Genomic DNA, 20,287 nt, shown 5'->3' on the forward strand with positions numbered 1-20,287 from the left:
CCGGGAGGGGGCTAGTTGCACAGGGTGACGGAGTTCGTCACTTAGCGTTGCGAATAGGTAACCGTGCCATAACGGCGATCCAGGGCCCTGGCCCGACACGCCGGGCAACTCGGCAAGGTTGTGGCAGGCTGCACCCGGGCAGGCCACACTCGACTAGCGGAAGCAGCGACGCACGTGACGTCGGCAGGCACCACCCGGGAGGTCCCCATGCCCGAACTGCGTGTCGTGGCCGTCTCCAATGACGGCACACGGCTGGTGCTGAAGGCTGCCGACGCGACGGAGTACACCCTTCCGATCGACGAACGCCTGCGCGCCGCCGTGCGCGGCGACCGTCCTCGCCTCGGCCAGATCGAGATCGAGGTGGAGAGCCATCTCCGCCCCCGCGACATCCAGGCGCGTATACGAGCCGGTGCGACCGCGGAAGAGGTCGCCCAGCTCGCCGGCATCCCCGTCGACCGTGTCCGGCGCTTCGAGGGCCCCGTGCTCGCCGAACGCGCCTTCATGGCCGAGCGCGCCCGCAAGACCCCGGTGCGCCGCCCCGGTGAGAACGCGGCGGGGCCGCAGCTCGGCGAGGCCGTCCAGGAGCGGCTGCTGCTGCGCGGCGCCGACAAGGACACCGTGCAGTGGGACTCGTGGCGCCGCGACGACGGCACCTGGGAAGTGCTCCTGGTCTACATGGTGGCGGGTGAACCGCACTCGGCGAGCTGGACGTACGACCCGCCGCGACGGCTCGTCCAGGCCGTCGACGACGAGGCGCGCTCGCTGATCGGCGAGTCCGACGACCTCGCCGCGCCCGAGCCGAGCTTCCCGTTCGTGCCGCGGATCGCCCGGCTGCCGCGTGAGCGCCAGGAGCGCTCGATGGACCGCGCGCTGGACCGTGCGCTGGAGCGGCCGAGCCTGCCCGCGCAGGCGTCCGAGCCGGCCGAGGAGATGACGGAGGAACGGGACTCGCTGACCAGCCTGCTGGAAGCGGTGCCGAGCTTCCGCGGCGACCTGGTGGTCCCGGAGCGGCCCACCGAGCCCGACCCGGAGGAGCCCGCGGTCGAGCCGGCCGCCGAGGAGCCCCCGGCGCCCGCCGCGTCGGCCGGGTCCGCGTACGCGGACGTCCTCATGCCGCGCTCCGTCGGCAGCCATCGCGACCGGCTCATCGGCGCCACGGACCGTCAGGCCGAGGCGGACGGTGTCCGCCCGGGCCGCCGGGCCGCCGTGCCGAGCTGGGACGAGATCGTGTTCGGCACGCGGAGGAAGAAGCAGGAGTAGCGGGCGGGCGCGTTCACTCGTCGAACGTCTTTGTGCGAACACCGCCGTGCGCTCGCCTTTGCGTGAACGCGTTTGCGTGAACGCGTTTGCGTGAGCGCCTTTGTGTGAGGGCCGCGTCGGATGGACGCGGCCCTCGCTCATGTCCGAGCCGCGTGCCGCTACTGCGGGTCCGGGCCCACGGCCACCGGCCGGGAGGGGTCGGCCGACCACTCCGACCACGACCCCACGTAGAGGGCGGCCGGAATGCCGGCCACCGCGAGCGCGAGCGCCTCATGGGCCGCCGACACGCCCGAGCCGCAGTAGACGCCGACCTCCGTGCCCTCGACGGCGCCCAGTTCCTTGAAACGGGCGGCGAGTTCACCGGCGGGCAGGAACCGACCGTCCGGGCCCACGTTCTCGTTCGTCGGCGCCGACACGGCACCCGGGATGTGCCCGCCGACCGGGTCGATCGGCTCGACCTCGCCGCGGTACCGCTCCCCCGCCCGCGCGTCGAGCAGCACGCCCGACCGCGCGAGCGCCGCGGCGCCGTCCGCGTCGAGCAGCCCCGTCGCCGACGGCACCGGCTCGAAGTCCCCCTCCGCCGGGGCCGGTGCGGCCGTCTCCAGCGGCCCCTCCCAGGCCGGCAGCCCGCCGTCCAGGACCCGCACATCCGGGTGCCCGGTCCAGACCAGGAGCCACCAGGCGCGGGCGGCCGCCCAGCCCTGCCCGCCGTCGTACACCACCACGGGACGCGTCGAGGACACGCCCGCCCGCCGCATCGCCCGTCCGAATCCGGCCAGGTCCGGCAGCGGGTGACGGCCGCGCGGGCCGGGCTCGGACGCCAACTCCCGGTCCAGGTCGACGTAGACCGCACCGGGGATGTGCCCGGCCGCGTGCGCCGCCCGGCCGTCGAACGGCGGTTCACCGGACGCCGTGGCGAGCGTCAACTGCCAGCGGACGTCGAGCAGCACCGGCGGGTCGTCGCCCATCAGGGCCGTGGCCAGTTCTGATGCGGAGATGATGGCGTTCATGGTCCCCATCCTCGCGCACAGGGTGGCCGCGGCGGCTCACGCCCGTTAATCTGCCCGCCGGACAGGCCCGATCACGAGGCGTACGGGATCGGGCACAAGCTGTACAGCCGATCGGCATCCGTCGTCCCGCGCGCGGGAACGGGCGGTATCGCGCACACAGACGCCACGGTGCGCCCTCCGGGCGCCGGCCGTCCTGCGGCGGCGCGCCCGCGACACGCGCGGCCACGGTGGTGCGAGCATCGGCTCGGGGGTCCGGACGGCGGAAGCGACACGGCCTGCGCCAGCGGCCGAGGAGAGAGTGACGATGACCGAGGCACGGGGGTCGGCCGGCCCGAACGGCGCGACGCACGCCCGGCACGCGCCCGGCACACCCTGCTGGGTGAGCCTGATGGTGCACGCGCCGGACGCCACCCAGGAGTTCTACGGAGAGCTGTTCGGCTGGGAGTTCCAGCCCGGCCCCCGGCAACTCGGACCCTATGTGCGCGCGCTGCTCGACGGTCGCGAGGTGGCCGGAATCGGCCAACTGCCGCCCGACCTCCATCTCCCCGTCGCCTGGACGCCATACCTCGCCTCCCGCGACGTCGACGCGACCGCGGAGTCGGTACGGATGTGCGGCGGTACCGTCGGGGTGGGCCCGCTGGACGCCGGTGAGGCCGGGCGCATGGCGATCTGCTCCGACCCCGCCGGCGCCGTCTTCGGCATCTGGCAGGCCGCCGCCCACCTCGGCGCGGCCGTCTCCGGCGTGCCCGGCACCCCCGCCTGGAACGAACTGCGGACCTTCGAGTCCGAGAACATCGCCAAGTTCTACGCCACGGTGTTCGGTTACGAGGAGGAGGTGACCGGCGCCGACGGGCCCGACCACGTCACCCTGAGCGTCGACGGCCGCCCCGTCGCGGACGTCCACGGCGTCGGCACCGCGCTGCCCCGGGACCGGGGCCCCCACTGGCTGACGTACTTCACCGTGCCGGACACCGACGCGGCGGTCGACCGGGTCGTCGCGCTCGGGGGACGGTCACTGATCCCGTCCCACGACACCGGGCACGGACGCGTCGCCACGGTGGCCGATCCGGAGGGGGCGCGGTTCGCGCTGGTGGGCAGGGCGAGCGCTCTCAACGAGGCGTCGTGAAGCGGGCGTCGAGCCGGTAGCGGGACTGCACCGCGAGGGCCGCCGCCATGAGGAGCGCGGGCAGGAGCGTGAAGCCGAGCAGGATGGCCGTGTGCGCGCCGCCGGACTGGGTGACCTCCTCGCCGGCCCGCGCGGCCGCGTAGCCGCCGAAGGCGAGGGCCGCCGAGTAGAGATAGGGGCCTGCCGCGGCGCCCGTCGCCTCCGTCGCCGTCCAGACGCCCGTGTAGGCGCCGGTCCGTTCGGTCTCGCCGCCGACCGCGCGGACGGTGTCCGGGACCATCGAGAACGGGAAGAGCTGGAGCCCCGCGAAGCACACCCCGAGCACGAGGGTGCACAGGACGGGGACCACCAGTCCGGCCGCCCTCCCCGTGGCGAGACCGAGCGCCCCGGCGACGAAGAGCCCCTGGCACAGCAGCAGACAGCGCTGCTTGCCCCAGCTCCGGGACAGCCGGAACCACAGGGGTGTGGTGAGCAGGGCGGGCGCGACGAACGCGGCCATGAGGACCGTGGTGAAACCGGGCCGGTCCAGCTCGTGGCGGGCGTAGTACGGCAGCCCGGCGAGGACGAGGTGGGTCGTCGTGGAGACGAGGAGATAGCAGGAGACGAGGACGCGGAAGGGGCGGTTGCCGCGCAGGACGTCCCGCGCCTGGGCGAGGGCCGGGCCGTGCGGGGCCCGTTCCGGGTCCGGCCGGTCGAGGTCCGGGGCGGGCCGGTCGAGGTCCGGGGCGGGCAGCAGATCGCGGACGCCGCCGATGCCGACGTACTGGAAGACGACGGTGAAGACGCCGAGGACGGCGGCCATGGCGACGTACCGGCCGACCGAGTCGCCCTCACCCGCGAGCAGCGGGGCCAGCGCGCCGCCGACGAGGATGCCGACGGTGAGGACCACCATCCGGAAGGACAGCACCCGGGTCCGGCCGTGGTAGCCGATCGCCATGAGCGAGCTGCTGCTGGATCTCAGGAGGTAGGTCTCTCGGTGGCCGCGGTCTCCTTACCGGACTCCCCGGGCTGATGTGTGAAGACCACGAGATGCCAGGCGCCCTTGTCGCGGGTCACGGTGAAGGTGTCCTGCCAGGCCTCCCCCGCCTTGTCCATGGCCTTGAGCCGAGCCGAGCCGGTGTCCGGTCCCATGTCGTGCTCGATCCGGACGTCCTCGATCCGCCAGCCTTGGCCGCCCCTCTCCGCGAGGATCCGCGCGGCCTCCTGCCTCGACCACTTCTCGTCCTCCACACCCCCGACGGCGATCAGCCGGGAGGCGCTGCGCGAGTTCAGGGCTTCCACATACGCCGCCACCGCCTGGCGCGCCCCGTCCGGGGAGGACGAAGAGTCTGGACGGCCGGGCGACTCGCTCGCGTCGTCGCCGGACGCGCAGCCGGAAGCCAGGGTTAGGGCAGCCAAGGCAACCTGTACAGCGAGAAGATGTCGAAGCTCCACAGCGCACTCCTATGCGGTTCCTGCGAGGAGGATCAGCAGCCTGCCAGATGCGGTGCGCGTACCACAGACGAGGGGGTCTTCGCACAGCAGGAGGGCAATCACGAGTCTGTGAATCGGTCGCGGCGCTGACGGAAGAAGCCACCGCCCCGCTGCACGGCGCAGAGGAGTCACGCCTGGTGGCGGCCTTTCCTATGATGTCCGCGTCCGCTCAGCTCAGCGGGTCGGCGCCTCTGCGGGGAGCGGATTCTCGCCGCCCCTTTGCTGCGGGGCGAACTCCCCAGCCGTTCCGCACGCGGCGAGGTCTGTGACAAGGACTCCAACGGCCGCCCGCCAGAGTCGCACCTGGGCGCGGGGCGGGCCGAGTTCGTCGTGGTGGTACTTGCAAGCGGCACTGAGCCGGTTCCAGAGGGTGTGGGCACGGCGGGCTCGGGCGGGGCCGGCGTAGTGGTGCAGGCAGAGCAGTTTCGCGCGCATGCTGCGGAGTCCGCCGAGTCCGGCTTCCTCAGCCATGAGGGCCGCGTCGACGGCTGCTTCCAAGGCGATGCGCAGGGCGTAGGCCGCGCCGCGGTCGCGGCCGGCCGAGGTCAGCGGGCCGTCGCCGTTCGGGCTGCCGGTGAGGAGGTCGTCAGCGGCAGCGAGGAGCACGGCGGCCGCAGTGGGAGTGGCGGGCATCAGGCGTTCGCCTCCGGCTTGCGGATCTTGTTGGCGAGGTCCTCGACCTTCCTCACGAAGGCGACCGGATCCGGCGGGAGGAATCCGCCGGGGTGGGCGCCCTGCTGGCACTGGTGGATCAGCACCGTGCTCTCACGGCCGTACAAGGAGCGGAGACTGTCCTTGACCTTCTCGTCGGGATGGACGGAGCCGTCGTCGAAGAGGGCGAACGACGCGAGGGGGAGGAGCCGTTCGGTCATGTCGATGGCGGCCTGGAGGTCTTCGGCGGGGAGGCCGGTGCGGTTGCGGCGGAGCCAGGCCGCCTCGACGATCGCCGTCGCCAGCGCCTCGCGGCACAGGGACGGCAGGACGTGACGCAGGGCCGTCTCGGAGCAGTTCTCGGTCCTGGCGAGGGCCATGGCGTTGTCGACGGCCTCCTTGACCGGGTCGGTGTCGCAGGTGACGTGCACCTTGGACTTCTCGCCGCGCTCCACCTTGAGCACGGTCACCGGCAGGCCCTGGCTGCGGAAGGCGTGCGGGAGGCGGGTGTCGTGGGTGAAGACGACGACCTGCCGGTCGCGGCCGAGTTCGTCGAGCACCTGGGCCAGGCCGTCGACCTTCGCCGGGTCCATGGACTGCACGGGGTCGTCGATGACGACGAAGCCGAAGGGGCTGTCGGCCGTCGCGGCGCGGGGCAGGAACAGGGAGAGGGCGAGCGAGTGCAGTTCGCCCTGGCTCATGACGCCCAGGGCAGAGGCCTCGGTGTCGTCGACGGTGACGTCCATGACCAGCTTGCGGACGGTGGCCTTCTCGCTGCCGTGCAGGCCGACGCGGGTCAGGTCGACGCTGCTCTGCTGGCGCAGCTTCTCCCAGATCCGCTGCGTGTGACCGGCGAAGGCGTCGACACGCAGGTCGCGGACCTCGGTCGTGAGCTTCTTGATCCAGTTGAGGGCGGCGTTGACCTCCGTCCGGCGGGGCCCTGCGGCCTCGGCCTCCCGGGAGAGGTTCGTCCACTCGGCGAGCAGGCCGACGACGGCGTGCCAGCGTTCGTCCATGGCCGCCAGTTCCTCGCGCGCCGCTCCGGCCACGATCGCGCACGCGTCCGTCAGCGTCACCGCCGCCTTCAGGGCGCTCTCGGCGAGTACGGCGGGGTCGGTGATCCACCGGCAGTCGCCCCAGGCCTGCCACGGTTCGGCGAGCGCGGCCGGGATCTCCGGGGGCGGGTTGATCAGGTCGTGCAGTTCGCGCGTCGCGGTCCGCAGACGGGCTTCGGCCTCGCGTACGGCCTCGGCCTCGCGCAGGAGCGCGGCGATCTGCGCCTCGGCGCGCGCGGCCCACTCCCGGTCCAGTACCTGTTCCGTGCCGCAGACCGGGCAGGCCGTGTCGTCGGCGTGGCGGTCGCTGTGCCGGAGGGCGGCCTGGAGCAGTGCGGCCCTGCTGTGGGCGTCGGCGGCGGCGGTGCCCTTCAGGTCGTCGACGTCGGCGACGGCGTTCCGCAGCGCGTCGACGGCGGCGCCGACCCGGTCCAGGTCAGGACTCTCGGTCTCGGCGGCGGCCTCCAGACGGGCCTCCCGCAGCCGCCCCTCGTCGGCCGTGGGCGCGCCGGCGACCAGCGCGTCGAGCACGGCGTGATCGGGTCCGTCCTTCTCCTCCATCGCCACCAGCGCCTTGAGCGCCCGGTCGTCGTGCCCGACCTCCTCCAGGGCCGCGTGCAGGTGCGGCTTCCTGTCCTTCGCAGCGTTGACGGCGGCGTCGAGTTCCTTGTTCGCGGCCGTCAGCCGTCGCGCGGCGGCGTTGAGGTCGTCGAGGCCGAGGATCGCGGCGATGTTGTCGTACATCTCGGACGGCTTGCCGTTGATCAGGTTGTCCAGGTCGGCGTAGGAGAGGAAGGGCCGGTGGGCGCGGGTCGCCCGCTCCCAGCCGGTCTCCTCCAGCGGCACGGTGCCGTGTCCCGGCCGCCTGAGCACGGCCTCGGAGTCGGTGAAGGCGTCGCCGGTCCAGGTGCGGGTGAGGGTGCTCGGCGACGGGTCGCCCTCGACGGTCAGCCTGGCCTCGACGACGGTCCGCTCGCCCTGGTGCAGGTTGCGCCAGCGGACGGCATGACTCGGGTGCTGGCCGGCGCAGTGGGCGTTGGTGCCGGTGAACAGGGTCTCGATCGCCTCGGCGATGCTCGACTTGCCGGAGCCGTTGCGTCCCACGACGAGGGTCACGCCGGGCTTGGGCTTCAGCTTGAGCAGTGCCTTGGAGCCGACGCCGCGGAAGCCGGTGACCGCGATGTTCCCCAAGTAGACGGGGCCCGCGGAGGGCCGGGGTCCGCCTTCGGCGTCCTCGGGGTGGCCGAGCGCCCCGCGGACGAGGGCCTTCACCGGAGCGGACAGCTTGCGGTCGCCGGCCAGGCGGGCCTCGACGAGTCCAGGCAAGGGCAGTGCTCTGTCGGGGGTCGGATCGGTCGTCGCGTCGTCCATGGTGTCTCCCGTGATGCCCGTCGAAGAGGGAAAGGGGCGAGCACCGACAGGCACCGGAGCGGCCGAACCGTTGGGCACCTGTCGACGGACGGGACCGTAGGCGTAGGTGGGATGCGTGCGGTTTCTCCTTTCTGATAACGACGGTTATCAGGTAAGTCGATGACAAGGGAGTGATCATTCGGGGCGAGGAGCGCGCCGGTTCGCCCGCCTCGGTGATCAGTTGCTTTGCCTCCTCGCCTCACCGACCCGTCTGGCCGACTCGGCGTCCGGCGTGGCCTGCTCGCGCAGATCGGGGTGGTAGCCGTTCCCCTCCCGCAAGGCGGTGCGTACCTGCTCGTACTCCGCCCAGACGGTCTTGCCCGGGCCGTCCGGGCGTGGGTGCCAGTCCCAGCGGGTCGCGAGTTGCGACACGAGGAGCAGTCCGCGGCCGGTCTCCTCGACGCCGGCTGCACCTTCCGGGATGGCCGGGCGGCGCGGGTGGCGTTCGGTGCGGGTGTCGGTGACCTCGACGCGCACGGTGCGGCCGTCGGGGGTCGCGTGGAGACGGAGGTGGAAGTCCCGGCCGGGGACGTGGCCGTGGCTCACGGCGTTCGCGGTCAACTCGGCGACGATCAGCACGATCGCGTCATGCGGGTCGGTGCCGTACGGGATGCCCCACGCATCCAGGCGGACGGCCGCGAGGCGGCGGGCGAGACGGGCTCCGCGCGGTGTGGAGGTGAAGCGCATCTCGAAGGCGGGGCCCGGTGGCGAGGACGCCTTCAAAGGGGCACTGGGGGTGGTTTGTTGGGTGGTGTCAGTGGGATTGAGGGGTTTCGTCGTCACGCCTCTCACGGTCCCGTCGGTCGCGTAGCGTGACCAGCGGTGACGCAGCGACAGGGGCCGGCTGTACCCGTGTTGTACGCGCCTGTCGGCGCTGCGCGCCGTGACGGCGTCCCTTGCGGGGGCGTTGAGCGAGAGAAGGCGGTGGTGGACATGGCGGAGCGCACGGGTGCGGAGACCGGGGCCGAGGCGGTTACCGGAGAGCGTGGGAACGGCGACGGCGCGGGGGCGACGGTCGTGAGTCTCGGGGACGGCTGGGAGAACGACGGCGGGGCCGGGCGCCGGCCGGAGGACGAGGCCGGGCGGGGAATCGTGGTCGCGTTCGGGCAGACCATGAAGACGCTGAGGGTGCGGGAAGGGTTGGAGCGCGAGGAGTTCGGGCGGCGGCTCGGGTACTCGGCGTCCACCATCGCGTCGTTCGAGCAGGGGCGGAGGATTCCGACACCGAGGACGATCGAACTGGCGGATGAGGTGCTGGGGGCGGGCGGGTTGCTGTGCCTGTGGAAGGAGCAGGTGGAGCGGGCGCAGTATCCGGTGTTCTTTCAGGGGATGGCGGTGCTGGAGAAGGAGTGCCTTGAGCTACTCATGTACGACACTCATGTCGTCAACGGGCTGCTCCAGACCGAGGAGTACATGAGGGCGCTGCTCGCGATGCGGCGTCCGCCCCTGGACTCGGAAACGGTCGAGCAGCGGGTGACAGCTCGGCTGGCCCGACAGGACATCTTCGACCGCAAGTCGGCCCCGCTGCTGAGCTTCGTAGTGAACGAGGCGGTTCTGCGTCATCGGTACGGTGGCACGGACGTGCTGCGGGGACAGTTGGAGTTCATTCTCCTCGCCGGTCAGAAGCAGAACGTCGAGATCCAGGTCATGCCGACCGAGTGTGAGGAGAACGCAGGCGTGAACGGCCCGTTCACGGTTGTCACCAGGAAGGACGGCAAGAAGTTCGTCTACACGGAGACGCACACGACCAGCTCCCTTGAGACCGACCCGGAACAGACGGCTCTCGCGGCTGCACGCTATGGGATTATCCGATCACAGGCTCTCAGTCCGAGAGAGTCAACGAAGTTCATCGAAGGGTTGCTGGGAGCGCTATGAACAACGCTGAGTCCTCGACCATCGCCTCGGACCTCGCCTGGTTCAAGAGCAGCTACAGCGGAACCGAAGGCGGCCAGTGTGTAGAGGTCGCGACTGCTGCGGCAGTTGTGCACGTCCGTGACTCGAAGGTTGACTCCGGTCCCCTGCTCACCGTCTCCCGTGAGGCATGGGCAGGCCTTATCGAGTTGACTTCGTCGGAACGGCGCGTCTGACGTTGGACCGCTGCTGACGCATCCGGGCTCACGATGGCCCGTATGCGTCAGCGGAGGGAATTGCCTACTTTGAGGCAGCGTCGTCCCCGTCGGACCGTTCGACGTAGTCCGTGGCGGAGGGCTCACGCTCCAGCACGACCTCGACAGACTCGACCCGCACCGTGGGCTTCGTCATGTCCAGCTCGGCGAGGTGGTTCTTCAGCTTCTTCGCCATGGGTCGGAAGGTCGCGAACGTGAGCCCACCGGAAACGACAGCCCCGACGACGGGGACCGCCTTGGAGACGGTCCTTGCGAAGGTCTGCTTCGTCATCTCCTTACCGAGGTGACCGGCGATCTTCTTCACGAGGGGGTAGATGAACCCCTTCGTGAGCGCCTTCTGCGGCAGCTTCTTTGCGACCTCCTTCGACATCGCCTCCGCGGCCTTCGTGACAGCAGTAGTCGCCGAATGGGTACCGAACATCACGCCGACGAAGAGCGTGAGCACTCCCTCGGTCGCGTCGTCCATGTCGTCGCCGGAGAACAGGTCGGGCCAACTGTAGAGGTAGGCGAGCTTCTGCGAGATGCGCAGCATGTGCCCCATGTACTGCGCCAGGTCGGCAGGGACGGTGGCGGGAAGGAAGAGCAGGCCGGGCAGTCCGGCTGCCGCGGAAGCGGCGCTGACCTTGGCGGTCTCGTACTTGATGGAGTCGTTGGCCGCCTTCTCCAGGATGTCGAGGGGGATACCCGCCGCCGCCGGGGTCTCTTCGATCGCTTGCTTGATCTGCTCTTCGGAGCAGTGACGGGACAGCGCCTTCCGAAGGTACGTCTCCCTGTTGATACGCACACCCGGAAGTTTCGCCGCAGCGACCAGCACCGTGGAGAAATGCGACCCCGGGTCTTCCATCTCTTTGCCCGCCATGAAGTAAACCTGACCTTCCGGGAGGAGCTACCTCCCTGTATGTCTCCAGAATTTCGGTGAGTCGGTGAGGACAGCTCAGCTTTCGGTCTCTCCCTTGGTGGACCACTCGTTGGCGAAGTGCTCCATCTGGCGGAGAACCAAGTCGATGGCCTCCTTCTGCTGGTCCGGCGGGTAGTTGTTGCGGGCCAGGAGGCGCTTGATGGTGCTGCGCAGGCGGGCACGGACGGACTCGCGGGCGATCCAGTCGGGCTTGAGCTGGCGGCGGACCTCGGCGACCAGTTCGCGGGCGATGCCGGCCAGGACCTCGTCACCCATGAGCGAGCGGGCCGTACCGTGGTCGGCAACGGCGTCGTAGAAGGCGAGTTCACGCCAGTTGAGAGGCGGGTCGAACTTCTCGCCCCGCTTGGCGTCGGCCATGACGTCCTTGGCCATCTCGACCAGTTTGGCGATGAGTTCGGCGCTGGTGTACTGCTGGCGCATGTAACGCACCATCAGGTCCTGGAGACGCTCGGAGAACGTCGTCTGCCGGACGATGTTGTGCCGGGTGACCTCGCGCATCTTCCGCTCGACGAGCCGCCGCAGTGCCTCGGCCGCCAGGTGCGGGGTCTGGCTCTGCTGGAGCTGGGCGACGAGCGCGTCGGTGAGGTGGGTCAGGTCGGCGGTCTCCAGTCCGGCCTCGGCGAACAGGTCGGTCACTCCACCCGTCTCCACGACGGACGACGTGAGCTGGGAGAGGTACAGCTCGACGTCGCGGGCCACCGGAAGGCCCCGTGCCTCGCGCTCCATGGCGTCCAGCTTGGCCATGTAGGCGCGGACCTCGACGAAGAACTGGATGTGCCTCTTCCAGGCCGGCGTGTCCGCGAACCGCTCCCCCACCTCCTTCGAGCTGCCCGCCAGCGCCCAGAAGCGCTCAAGACGGTAGGCGTGGTCACGGAAGCGTCGGCCCAGGGTCTGGCGCGGGTCGTCGAGCTGGTCGGGGTCGTTGCCCTTGGTGCGGGGGTCGCGCAGGTGGTTGGCCGTCTTCAGGGCCGCGTCGACGAAGGCACGGGGGCCGGGGCGGTCGAGCAGGGGTTCCCACGCGAAGCCGCGCAGGATGCCGGTGAGGATGTCGTACTCGTTGCGCAGCTCGTCCAGTGCGCGCTCGACGTCCTGGCCGAGGGTGCGGTCGCGCTGGTCGGCCTCGGTGTACTCGGCGATGGCCCGCTGGAGGTTCTCCGTCAGCGGGGCGTAGCCGACGAGGAGGCCGTCCTCCTTTCCGCGGAAGCGGCGGTTGACGCGGGCCAGGGCCTGCATCAGGTTGGCGCCCTTGAGCGGCCGGTCCAGGTACATGGTGTGGATCGGCGGGGCGTCGAAGCCGGTCAGCAGCATGTTGTTGACGATGAGCAGTTCCAGCTCGTCGTCGGGGTCCTTGGCCCGGTTGATGACGGCCTTACGGCGGCTGTCGGTCAGCGCGTGGGCGAGCAGGGCGTCCAAGTCCTTGCGGGAGTTGGACGAGAAGACGATCTTCATCGTGCCCCTCTCGAACTCGTCGCTGTGCCACTCGGGACGCAGCTCGCGCAGGGCGTCGTAGACGCGGACGCAGATCTCGCGGGTCGCGCACACCACCATCGCCTTGCCGGGCGCCCCGCCCGACTCGGAGGCGCCGACGAACGGCTTCATCCGCTCCCGGCGCGCCTCCCAGTGCTCCACCAGGTCGGCCGCGAGGTCGCGTATGCGGGCCGGCGCGCCGTACATGGCGTTCATCGTCGCCACGGCCTGTTCGACGCGGCGGCGCTCGGTGTCGTCGAGGCCCTCGGTGATCCGGTCGGCCTCTTCGTCGATGGTGGTCGGATCGACGTCGTGGTCCAGGACGAGCTGGATCACGCGGCTCTCGTGGTAGACCTTCACGGTCGCGCCGTCGTCGGCGGCCCGCTTGAGGTCGTAGACGTCGATGTAGTCGCCGAACACCTCGCGGGTGTTGCGGTCGGCCTCCGAGATCGGGGTACCGGTGAAGGCGAGCAGCGTGGCGTGCGGGAGCGCGTCGCGCAGATGGCGGGCGAGGCCGTTGAGGTCGTCGTAGTGGCTGCGGTGGGCCTCGTCGACGATCACGACGATGTTCCGGCGGTCGGAGAGCATCGGGTGGTCGGTGCCCGACTCCCGCTCCTCCTTGGTCTTGCCGAACTTCTGGAGCGTGGTGAAGAGGATCCCTCCCGTCCTCTTCGCCGCAAGCTCCTCCCGGAGTTCGGCGCGGGTGACGACCTGCCTCGGCGTCTCCGGGAGGATCTCGCTCTCCTGGAAGGTGCTGTAGAGCTGGTCATCGAGGTCCGTGCGGTCGGTGACGACCACCACGGTGGGGTTCAGCAGGGCCGGGTCCCGCATCACCATGGTGGTGGTGAGGACCATCTCCTCCGACTTGCCGGAACCCTGGGTGTGCCAGACGACGCCAGCCTTGCCGTCGCTCGCCGACGCCGTGCGGACGGCGTCGGCGGCGCGGGTGACCGCGTGGTACTGGTGCGGCTTCGCGATCCGCTTCATCCGCTTCGACGGGACGAAGTTGATGAAGGACTGGATCAGTTCGAGAAAGCGGGACTGGGTGAACAGGCCGTGCAATGCCAGGTTCTGTCCCGACTCCGAGAAACCGTCGGCGGTCAGCGGGTCGACGCGGGCGCCGAACTCGTCCGTGTTCCATGGGGCGAAGTGCTCGTACGGGGTGAACGGCGTGCCGTACTTGGCGGTGATGCCGTCGGAGAGCAGAACGACCGCGTTGTAGCGGAAGGCGGTCGGGAACTCCTGGACGTACCGGGCGACTTGGGCGTGGGCAGTCTGGAGGGTCGCGTCCTCGTCGCCGGCGCGCTTCAGCTCGATGGCGGCGAGGGGCAGGCCGTTGACGTACAGGATGACGTCGAAGCGGCGGTTCCTGTCGCCGTCGATCACCGTGACCTGACTGAGGGCGCGATAGGTGTTCGCGTCCGGGTCGTCCAGGTCGAGGAGACGGATGGTGGGGTTGTGCTCGGCACCGTGGGAGTCGGTGTAGGTGACCGAACGTATGCCGGTGGTGAGGTGGCGGTGGGCGGCCCGGTTCTCCTCGTAGGTGTCCTGAGAGCCGGGAGTGGCGGCGGTCGCCACGGCATCGTGGACGGCGTCCGGGGGCAGCTCCGGGTTCAGGCGCTCGATGGCCTCCTGGAGGTCCGGGTAGAGGATGAGGTCGTCCCAGGACTTCCGGTGGTCGGAACCGGGCGCGAACGCGTTACCGGAGGCCGGCTGCCAGGCCAACTCGGCCAGCTCGTCGAGCGCGAGCAGCTCCCAGTCGGCTTCGGTGGGGCGGCGGTGGCTTCTGTCGTCGGGCTCGTTTCCGTCGTGGGGCGTCGTCATGTGGCGTCCTCGACAACCTTCTCGGCGTTCTTGACGCGGAGGCGGCCGGAGATGAGTTGGGGGAGGAGCGTGGCGCGGAGGGTGGTGAGGGTGCGGGACTCCGCTTGGAGTGACTTCATGTGAGCAAAGGCTGCGGAGGCCTCTCGGCCGAAAGCGGCCAGCGCGTCCGCGTCAGGGCGGTTCACCTCGTAGTTCGCGGCATCTGCCGCGCTGACCCGCTGCCGCCCGGACGTGCCGGCCATATTGCGGATGGCGTGCGCACGGAACCGGCTGTCCCGGGCCAGGAAATAGCTGAGTTCGCCGGGAACTCCGGGGAGCGAGCGCATAACGATGAATTCAGTGGAACCAAGCCCGATTTCGCCGTCTTCCATGAAGTCGACGTAGCCGGTCTTGCCATTTTCCAAGCAGGGGGTAATGCGGGCGAGGAGTGTGTCACCGTTCATGAACCTCGGGCCCGACTTCGGCGCCCTCCGTGTCCATGCTGGAATACTGGCCCGGTCGGTCTGCAATGCCGCCATGTCCACATAGACGGGCTCATCCGCAGACGGCTTCGCGACCTTTGGATTGAAAGTCAAGAGGTCCGTGACCGGCACAGCTCTTTCAGCACTCGGCTCATCGGCCAGTCCCAGCTCCGCGTAACGGCACTGCAGCAACTTCTCGTAGGTGGTCGAGGTGCGTTCGTTGACCGCAATCTTGTCATCCAGTGCGCCGAGGACTGCTCCGATCCGCCGCTGCTCCGCGAGTTCCGGCACTGCCGGGATACGCAGGTCACGCACCTGGGCAACGCGTAGGTGGGCCACAGTCGACCCGGAGGCCTGGGAGTGCAGCATATCCTGAACCGTGGGGCTAAGGAGGAAATAATGCAGGAATCGCGAGTCCGTGCGCTGCTCTTTGGGGCGCAGAAGCATCGTCCGCTGCCCGAGGCAGATGCGCATCCCCTCTTCTATACGGCCGACTCGCCCCACTGGAGCCTCGCGGGTCAGAACGATGTCACCGGCTTGTGGAACCGCGCGCGCTGTCCAGGTGTCGAAGGTCTCACGACTGACCGGCTTGGCGTCCGACAGCCGAATACGGCCGTCTATGATGTTTGGCGTACCGATGGAGAAACCTGCGATCTCCTCGCCGGGAAAAGCCTCCGGAGGTGTCCGGTTCTTGCAGTCCACGACCAGTTCACAGAGGTCGGCAAGAGTCAGCTGCGTCATCGGACGTTCTCCAACTGCTCACGGACCGTCTTCTCCAGTTCGGCCGACTTGTCGAAGAGCGCGTGAAGCTCCTCCGTCAGCTTGCTGATCCTCTCCGCAATCGCCTCTGCGTCCTCTTCCTCCGCCTCGACAGCCCCCACATACCGCCCCGGCGTAAGTACGTACCCGTGCTCCCGTACCTTCTCCAGGTCGGCCGAGTAGCAGAAGCCCGGCACGTCCTCATACGTCAGCCCGACCTCACGCGCCGACGCCGTGCCGCGCCACGCGTGGTAAGTGTCGGCAATCTTCCCGAGGTCAGCCTCCGTGAAGACGCGCTCTGTCCGGTCCACCATTTCACCCATCCCTCGGGCGTCGATGAACAGGATCTCGCCACGCCGGTCGTCCAACCGCCGGGCGCCCTGAGGCGTCTTATCCTTTGACAGGAACCACAGGCACGCCGGGATCTGCGTCGTGCGGAAGAGCTGCGAGGGCAGCGCCACCATGCAAGCGACCAAATCGGCCTCGATCAGCGCCTGCCTGATCTCGCCCTCGCCGCTGGACTGGGAGCTCATCGAGCCGTTGGCCAAGACGATGCCGGCCGTGCCCTTCTCCCCCAGCTTGGAGATCATGTGCTGGAGCCACGCATAGTTGGCGTTGTTCTTCGGCGGGACCCCGTACTTCCAGCGCGGGTCGGTCTCATCCCTCGCCCAGTCCTTGATGTTGAAGGGCGGGTTGGCCATGACGAAGTCGGCCTTGAGGTCCGGGTGCTTGTCGTCGGCGAAGGTGTCGCCCCAGCGCGCGGCGAGGTTGCCGTCAATGCCGTGGATGGCGAGGTTCATCTTGGCCAGGCGCCAGGTGCGCTCGTTCAGCTCCTGGCCGTAGACCGCGATGTCGGCCTTGTGGCCCCGGCCCCGGTGCGCCTGGATGAACTTGCTGGCCTGCACGAACATGCCGCCCGACCCACACGCCGGGTCGTACACCCGCCCCTCGTACGGCTCCAGGATTTCCACGATGAGCCGGACGACGGAGCTCGGCGTGTAGAACTCCCCGCCCCGCTTCCCCTCCGCCCGCGCGAAGTTGCCGAGGAAGTACTCGTACACCTCGCCCAGCAGGTCCTGCGCCGGCTTGTCCCCGCTCCCCCCGAAGCGGGCGTCGCTGATGAGGTCGACGAGTTCACCCAGGCGCTTCTGGTCGACGCGGTCCTGGTTGAAAATCTTCGGGAGGACACCCGTCAGGGAGGCGTTCTCCCGCATGATCGCGTCCATCGCCTCGTCCAGGAGCTTGCCCACACCCTGCGCCTTGGCGTGCGCGGCGATCCAGGACCAGCGGGCGGTCTCCGGGACCCAGAAGACGTGGGCGCCGGTGTACTCGTCGCGGTCCTCCAGGAAGTCGCCGATCTGCTCCTCGGAGATGCCGTCCTCGGCGAGTTCCTTGGCCAGCTCGGTGCGGCGCTCCTCGAAGGCGTCCGAGACGTACTTCAGGAAGATCAGGCCGAGGACGAACTCCTTGTACTGGGCGGCGTCGATGGAGCCGCGGAGCTTGTCGGCCGCCTTCCAGAGGATGTCCTGGATCTCCTTGGCGGTGGAGGCGCTGAACAGCTCCGCCTGGTCGGCGGGCTTCTTCTGACGTGGAGGCATCGGGTGGGCCGTCTCCTTCAGTGGGTGTCGGTGTGCGGAAGTGGCTGGATGGTGAGCGTGCCGTCGGTCATGCCGGCCGCCATCACGCGGGTCAGGTCGTCGAGCGCGGCCGTCTGCTCTCGCAGTAACGCCGCGCGGCTCTCGATCTCGGCGAGGACGGCCTCGTACAGGTCGGCCTCGGTGCTGCTCAGGTCGGGGACGACCAGGTCCTCGATACGGCGGGAGGCGCGTACCGCACCACTCGTGCGGGCGTGCTCCCCCGCCGCCGCCCGCAGCAGCGCCGCCAGCACCCGGGGCCGTACCGGCGGGTCCGCGTCGGGATGCACCCGCAGGATGCGGGCCGGTGCCGCGACCAGCGAGACGCCCTCCACGTCGACGTACACGCCGAAGTGCGGGTGGGCGGTGACCACAAGGTCCCCGGGCTCGGTGAACTGGGCGTGCTCGTAGGCCGTGAGGAGGATGCCACGGTCCATGCGGCGGCCGCCGATGCGGGCGGTGCCGAGGATCTCCTCGGGGGTGAGGACCGTGTAGTGGCCCTCGGGGGTGAGGTGTTCGGGGGCGAAGCGGTGGCCGGGGCGGCGGCGCAGGCGGCGGGCGCGCAGGAGGCGGCCGACGGACGTACGACGGACCGGCTGGCTCTCCGGGCGCAACTCCGCCTGAGCGCGCAGCCGAAGGTCGCCGGCCCGCGCACGCTCGTGGAGTTCACTCAGGCGCCGTTCCAGGTCCGCGATGACCGCCGGGCGTTCCACCACCGTCCGCACGTGCCGGGACGCGAGCGTCCGGTGCTGCGGAGTGAACGCGGCACCGGGGCTGCCGTCCAGGTCGGTGCCGTGGACGATGGCGGCGTGGCGCGGTTCGTGACGTCGGTCGGGGGTCCACCCCGAGGCACGCCAGATGGCGATGTCCTCGGCGAGGGCGTCGAGGACGGGCTCGGTGAGCGGCCGGGCGGAGTAGTCCGCGAGGAGAACGAGACCCGTGCGCTGCTCCTCGGGGACGCGGGCGAGGATCCAGACCGCCGTGCGGTAGCCGGGGCGGTAGGCGTAGGCGCCGTCGGGGAGGCTGATCGCCGCCTTGAGTAAACCGGGCTCCAGGAACGAGCGGCGCAGCCGGTCGGCGTCGCCGTGCCGGGCGAGGGGGCCGATGAGGACGTCGGCGGGGCCGAGGACGACGGCGGTGGCGCCGGTGTCGAGGTAGTCGGTGAGGGCGGCAACCTGGTCCAGGACCGCCTTGGCGTCGCGGGTCTCGGCGGCCTCGTACGGGAGGGCGCAGACCATGAGGTTGGGGTAGCCCCACTCGTCGGCGGTCAGCTCCTCGCCCTCGGCGACGTCGAGCCGGAACTCGTACACCCCGCGCACCAGCATCCGACGGCGGATCATGCGTACGCGGACCGGGTCGGGGTCGGCGGCGAGGTAGACGTGGCGGGAGTCCTCGGCGGCGCGGTCGTGGAGGGCGGCCGGGAGGTCACCGGAGCGGGCGTGCGGGACGGCGATCACCGCGCCCTCGTCGAGGGTGTCGATGCCGGAGAGGGCGGCGAGGGCGCGGACCACGGCCGGGGTGGGCCCGTCGGCGGCCGGGTCGTGGGAGCCGAGGCGGGGGCGGGCCTGGAGGATCCAGTCGAAGGCCTCGGCGGGGTTGTAGGCGGCGTCGATCAGCTCGTCGGCGAGGTGGGCGAGGGCCGGGCCGGTGCGGTCGGGGTCGGGCAGGGCCCGCAGTTCGGAGAGGAGGAAGCGGTCTTCCGGGTCGAGGTCGGCAGCGCTGTCCACGACGGCGTTCCAGGGCCGGCCGTCGGCGACGGGGGCGTCGAGCTGCTGGTGCAGGCAGACCAGGGAGGTCAGCGCGCCGAGCAGGACGGACGCGGACAGGGTCGGGCTGCGCCAGGCGGCCAGGGTGTGCAGGGCGAGCTCGGCGCGGAGCCGGCGGGGGTCGGTGTTGCCGCGGCCGGTGGAGGCGAGCCAGTCGACGACCGCGCGGGCGTCGAACAGGGGACGTCCGTCCTCGTGGGCGACGGGAGCGGGGAAGTCCGGGTGGCGGCGGGCCCAGGTGGTGGGGACCGGGCGCTTGACCTGGGCGAGGGCGGCGATCTCGGCATATGTGATCCGCCAGGCCGGGGTTTCGGGCAGTATTGCGGCGGACGCCCCTGTGGTCGTGTGTGCCGTCATGGACGTGTCGCCCCCCTCTCCCCGGTCACCGAGGCCGGCTTTGTCGCCTCGCGGTCCTCCCCTCCTTCAGCGGGGCGGACGTCAGCAATCTACATCGACCCCTGACTCCTGGAGGAAACTCGGCTGATAATACGGGTTATCAGTGATCTCGGCACCGATCCTTCGGTATGGCAGGCACCTTGTGACCAGCAAGCGCCACGACGCCGAACCGGAGGACCACCGCAATGAGCTACCCGCCCTCGACACCGCCCAGCACCCCGCAGCCCTCCGGGTCCGGGAACGCGCCGAGCTGGGGCGCCGTACCGCCGATGCCGGTCACGACGGCCGGCCCCGGGCAGCCTCCGGCGGGCGTGCCGACGGGGCCGAAGGCATCGCGCCGCAAGGCCTGGCTCACCCACGGCGCGACCGCGCTCGTCGCCCTCTTGATCGGCGCGGGCATAGGCGACGACGGGGAAGCCGGCGGCACAGACGACGCCTCCGCACCCGCCCCTGCCGTCACTGTCACCAAGACAGCATCTGCCGAAGTCGGCGAGCCTAAGCCGGCCGTCACGGTCACCGAGAAGGTCACTGTGACTCCCAAGCCCCCCAAGCCGGCCAAGAAGGCGGGAGCCGCCACCACGGTAGAAGGCGACGGGCAGTACCTCGTCGGGGAGGACATGCAGGCAGGTACGTACAGGACCGCCGGCCCCGACAAGGGCAGCGTCATCGAGAACTGCTACTGGGCGCGCACCAAGAACGCCTCCGGGGAGTTCGAAGCGATCATCGCCAACGCGAACCTCCAGGGCCAGGGGCGGGTGACGGTCAACAAGGGCGAGTACTTCGAGACCAACGGCTGCCAGGAGTGGACCAAGGTCGGCTGACGAGTTGCCGCAGACGCCGCCGCGCTCGTTGGGGGGGTGCCCCTATGTCTCTGGTCAAGGTAGATGGGTGCTGGTTCGGCGTCTGGGACGATGTGCCTGTGCATGCTGATGACGAGGTTGGCGAGGGTG

General features: G+C 70.2%; 17 protein-coding genes. 5 read left to right on the forward strand and 12 right to left on the reverse strand.

Going from position 1 to position 20,287, the window contains the following annotated elements; translation table 11 throughout:
• Positions 1-207: 207 nt before the first annotated feature.
• Positions 208-1,260: a septation protein SepH gene (gene sepH, locus ADL34_RS20770; RefSeq protein ID WP_062670447.1), complete on the forward strand. Its 1,053-nt coding sequence runs from the start codon at positions 208-210 to the stop codon at positions 1,258-1,260.
• Positions 1,261-1,418: 158 nt separating this feature from the next.
• Here the strand turns inward: sepH and ADL34_RS20775 are convergent, their stop codons facing one another.
• Positions 1,419-2,270: a sulfurtransferase gene (locus ADL34_RS20775; protein ID WP_107115687.1), complete on the reverse strand. Its 852-nt coding sequence runs from the start codon at positions 2,268-2,270 to the stop codon at positions 1,419-1,421.
• Between the two features lie 304 nt (positions 2,271-2,574).
• Between ADL34_RS20775 and ADL34_RS20780 the strand changes: the two genes are divergently transcribed.
• Positions 2,575-3,396 (forward strand): VOC family protein, encoded by an 822-nt coding sequence (locus ADL34_RS20780; RefSeq protein WP_062670451.1) that lies wholly within the window; start codon positions 2,575-2,577, stop codon positions 3,394-3,396.
• Here ADL34_RS20780 and ADL34_RS20785 read toward each other — a convergent pair.
• The 5 genes from ADL34_RS20785 to ADL34_RS20805 form a co-directional block, all read right to left on the reverse strand.
• Complete coding sequence (locus ADL34_RS20785) at positions 3,380-4,333, reverse strand: MFS transporter (RefSeq protein WP_234375061.1); 954 nt, start codon at positions 4,331-4,333, stop codon at positions 3,380-3,382. The two genes, ADL34_RS20780 and ADL34_RS20785, sit on opposite strands and share 17 nt — an antisense overlap.
• A gap of 20 nt (positions 4,334-4,353) precedes the next feature.
• Positions 4,354-4,677 (reverse strand): hypothetical protein, encoded by a 324-nt coding sequence (locus ADL34_RS20790; RefSeq protein ID WP_159038955.1) that lies wholly within the window; start codon positions 4,675-4,677, stop codon positions 4,354-4,356.
• Between the two features lie 366 nt (positions 4,678-5,043).
• On the reverse strand, positions 5,044-5,502 hold the full coding sequence (locus tag ADL34_RS20795; RefSeq protein WP_062670456.1) for a hypothetical protein: 459 nt from the start codon (positions 5,500-5,502) through the stop codon (positions 5,044-5,046).
• Positions 5,502-7,946, reverse strand: a complete 2,445-nt coding sequence (locus ADL34_RS20800; protein WP_062670460.1) for an AAA family ATPase — start codon at positions 7,944-7,946, stop codon at positions 5,502-5,504. The genes ADL34_RS20795 and ADL34_RS20800 overlap by 1 nt, the downstream gene beginning before the upstream one ends.
• 216 nt (positions 7,947-8,162) lie before the next feature.
• Positions 8,163-8,768 carry an ATP-binding protein gene (locus ADL34_RS20805; protein ID WP_420714271.1) on the reverse strand — a complete coding sequence of 202 codons (606 nt, stop codon included), beginning with the start codon at positions 8,766-8,768 and terminating at the stop codon, positions 8,163-8,165.
• A 150-nt stretch (positions 8,769-8,918) separates the two neighbouring features.
• Between ADL34_RS20805 and ADL34_RS20810 the strand changes: the two genes are divergently transcribed.
• Together ADL34_RS20810 and ADL34_RS34985 are read left to right on the forward strand one after the other, a co-directional pair.
• Positions 8,919-9,860, forward strand: a complete 942-nt coding sequence (locus ADL34_RS20810) for a helix-turn-helix domain-containing protein (protein WP_062670501.1) — start codon at positions 8,919-8,921, stop codon at positions 9,858-9,860.
• A complete protein-coding gene (locus ADL34_RS34985; protein WP_079034305.1) occupies positions 9,857-10,072 on the forward strand; it encodes a DUF397 domain-containing protein in 216 nt (71 codons plus the stop codon). The genes ADL34_RS20810 and ADL34_RS34985 overlap by 4 nt, the downstream gene beginning before the upstream one ends.
• A 64-nt stretch (positions 10,073-10,136) precedes the next feature.
• Here the strand turns inward: ADL34_RS34985 and ADL34_RS20815 are convergent, their stop codons facing one another.
• The 6 genes from ADL34_RS20815 to ADL34_RS36410 form a co-directional block, all read right to left on the reverse strand.
• The gene (locus tag ADL34_RS20815) at positions 10,137-10,970 is read right to left on the reverse strand and encodes an EcsC family protein (protein WP_234375062.1); all 834 of its coding nucleotides are present in this window, start codon (positions 10,968-10,970) and stop codon (positions 10,137-10,139) included.
• A gap of 75 nt (positions 10,971-11,045) precedes the next feature.
• Positions 11,046-14,321, reverse strand: coding sequence for a type I restriction endonuclease subunit R (locus tag ADL34_RS20820; protein ID WP_062670465.1), 3,276 nt, complete (start codon positions 14,319-14,321; stop codon positions 11,046-11,048).
• Positions 14,318-15,523, reverse strand: a complete 1,206-nt coding sequence (locus ADL34_RS20825) for a restriction endonuclease subunit S (RefSeq protein ID WP_062670467.1) — start codon at positions 15,521-15,523, stop codon at positions 14,318-14,320. Before ADL34_RS20825 ends, ADL34_RS20820 begins: the two co-directional genes overlap by 4 nt.
• Positions 15,520-17,139, reverse strand: coding sequence for a type I restriction-modification system subunit M (locus ADL34_RS20830; RefSeq protein WP_062670470.1), 1,620 nt, complete (start codon positions 17,137-17,139; stop codon positions 15,520-15,522). The genes ADL34_RS20825 and ADL34_RS20830 overlap by 4 nt, the downstream gene beginning before the upstream one ends.
• A 17-nt stretch (positions 17,140-17,156) precedes the next feature.
• The gene (locus ADL34_RS20835; protein ID WP_062670472.1) at positions 17,157-19,298 is read right to left on the reverse strand and encodes a hypothetical protein; all 2,142 of its coding nucleotides are present in this window, start codon (positions 19,296-19,298) and stop codon (positions 17,157-17,159) included.
• Positions 19,299-19,527: 229 nt separating this feature from the next.
• Positions 19,528-19,737 (reverse strand): hypothetical protein, encoded by a 210-nt coding sequence (locus ADL34_RS36410; RefSeq protein ID WP_199835605.1) that lies wholly within the window; start codon positions 19,735-19,737, stop codon positions 19,528-19,530.
• Positions 19,738-19,867: 130 nt separating this feature from the next.
• Here ADL34_RS36410 and ADL34_RS36750 point away from each other — a divergent pair, with 130 nt between their 5' ends.
• Entirely contained in the window at positions 19,868-20,158 is a 291-nt protein-coding gene (locus ADL34_RS36750; RefSeq protein WP_234375063.1) for a hypothetical protein, read from the forward strand.
• Positions 20,159-20,287: the final 129 nt, after the last annotated feature.

The sequence above is a fragment of the Streptomyces sp. NRRL WC-3605 genome, from assembly GCF_001509795.1.
In the GTDB taxonomy this organism is placed as follows: domain Bacteria; phylum Actinomycetota; class Actinomycetes; order Streptomycetales; family Streptomycetaceae; genus Streptomyces; species Streptomyces viridochromogenes.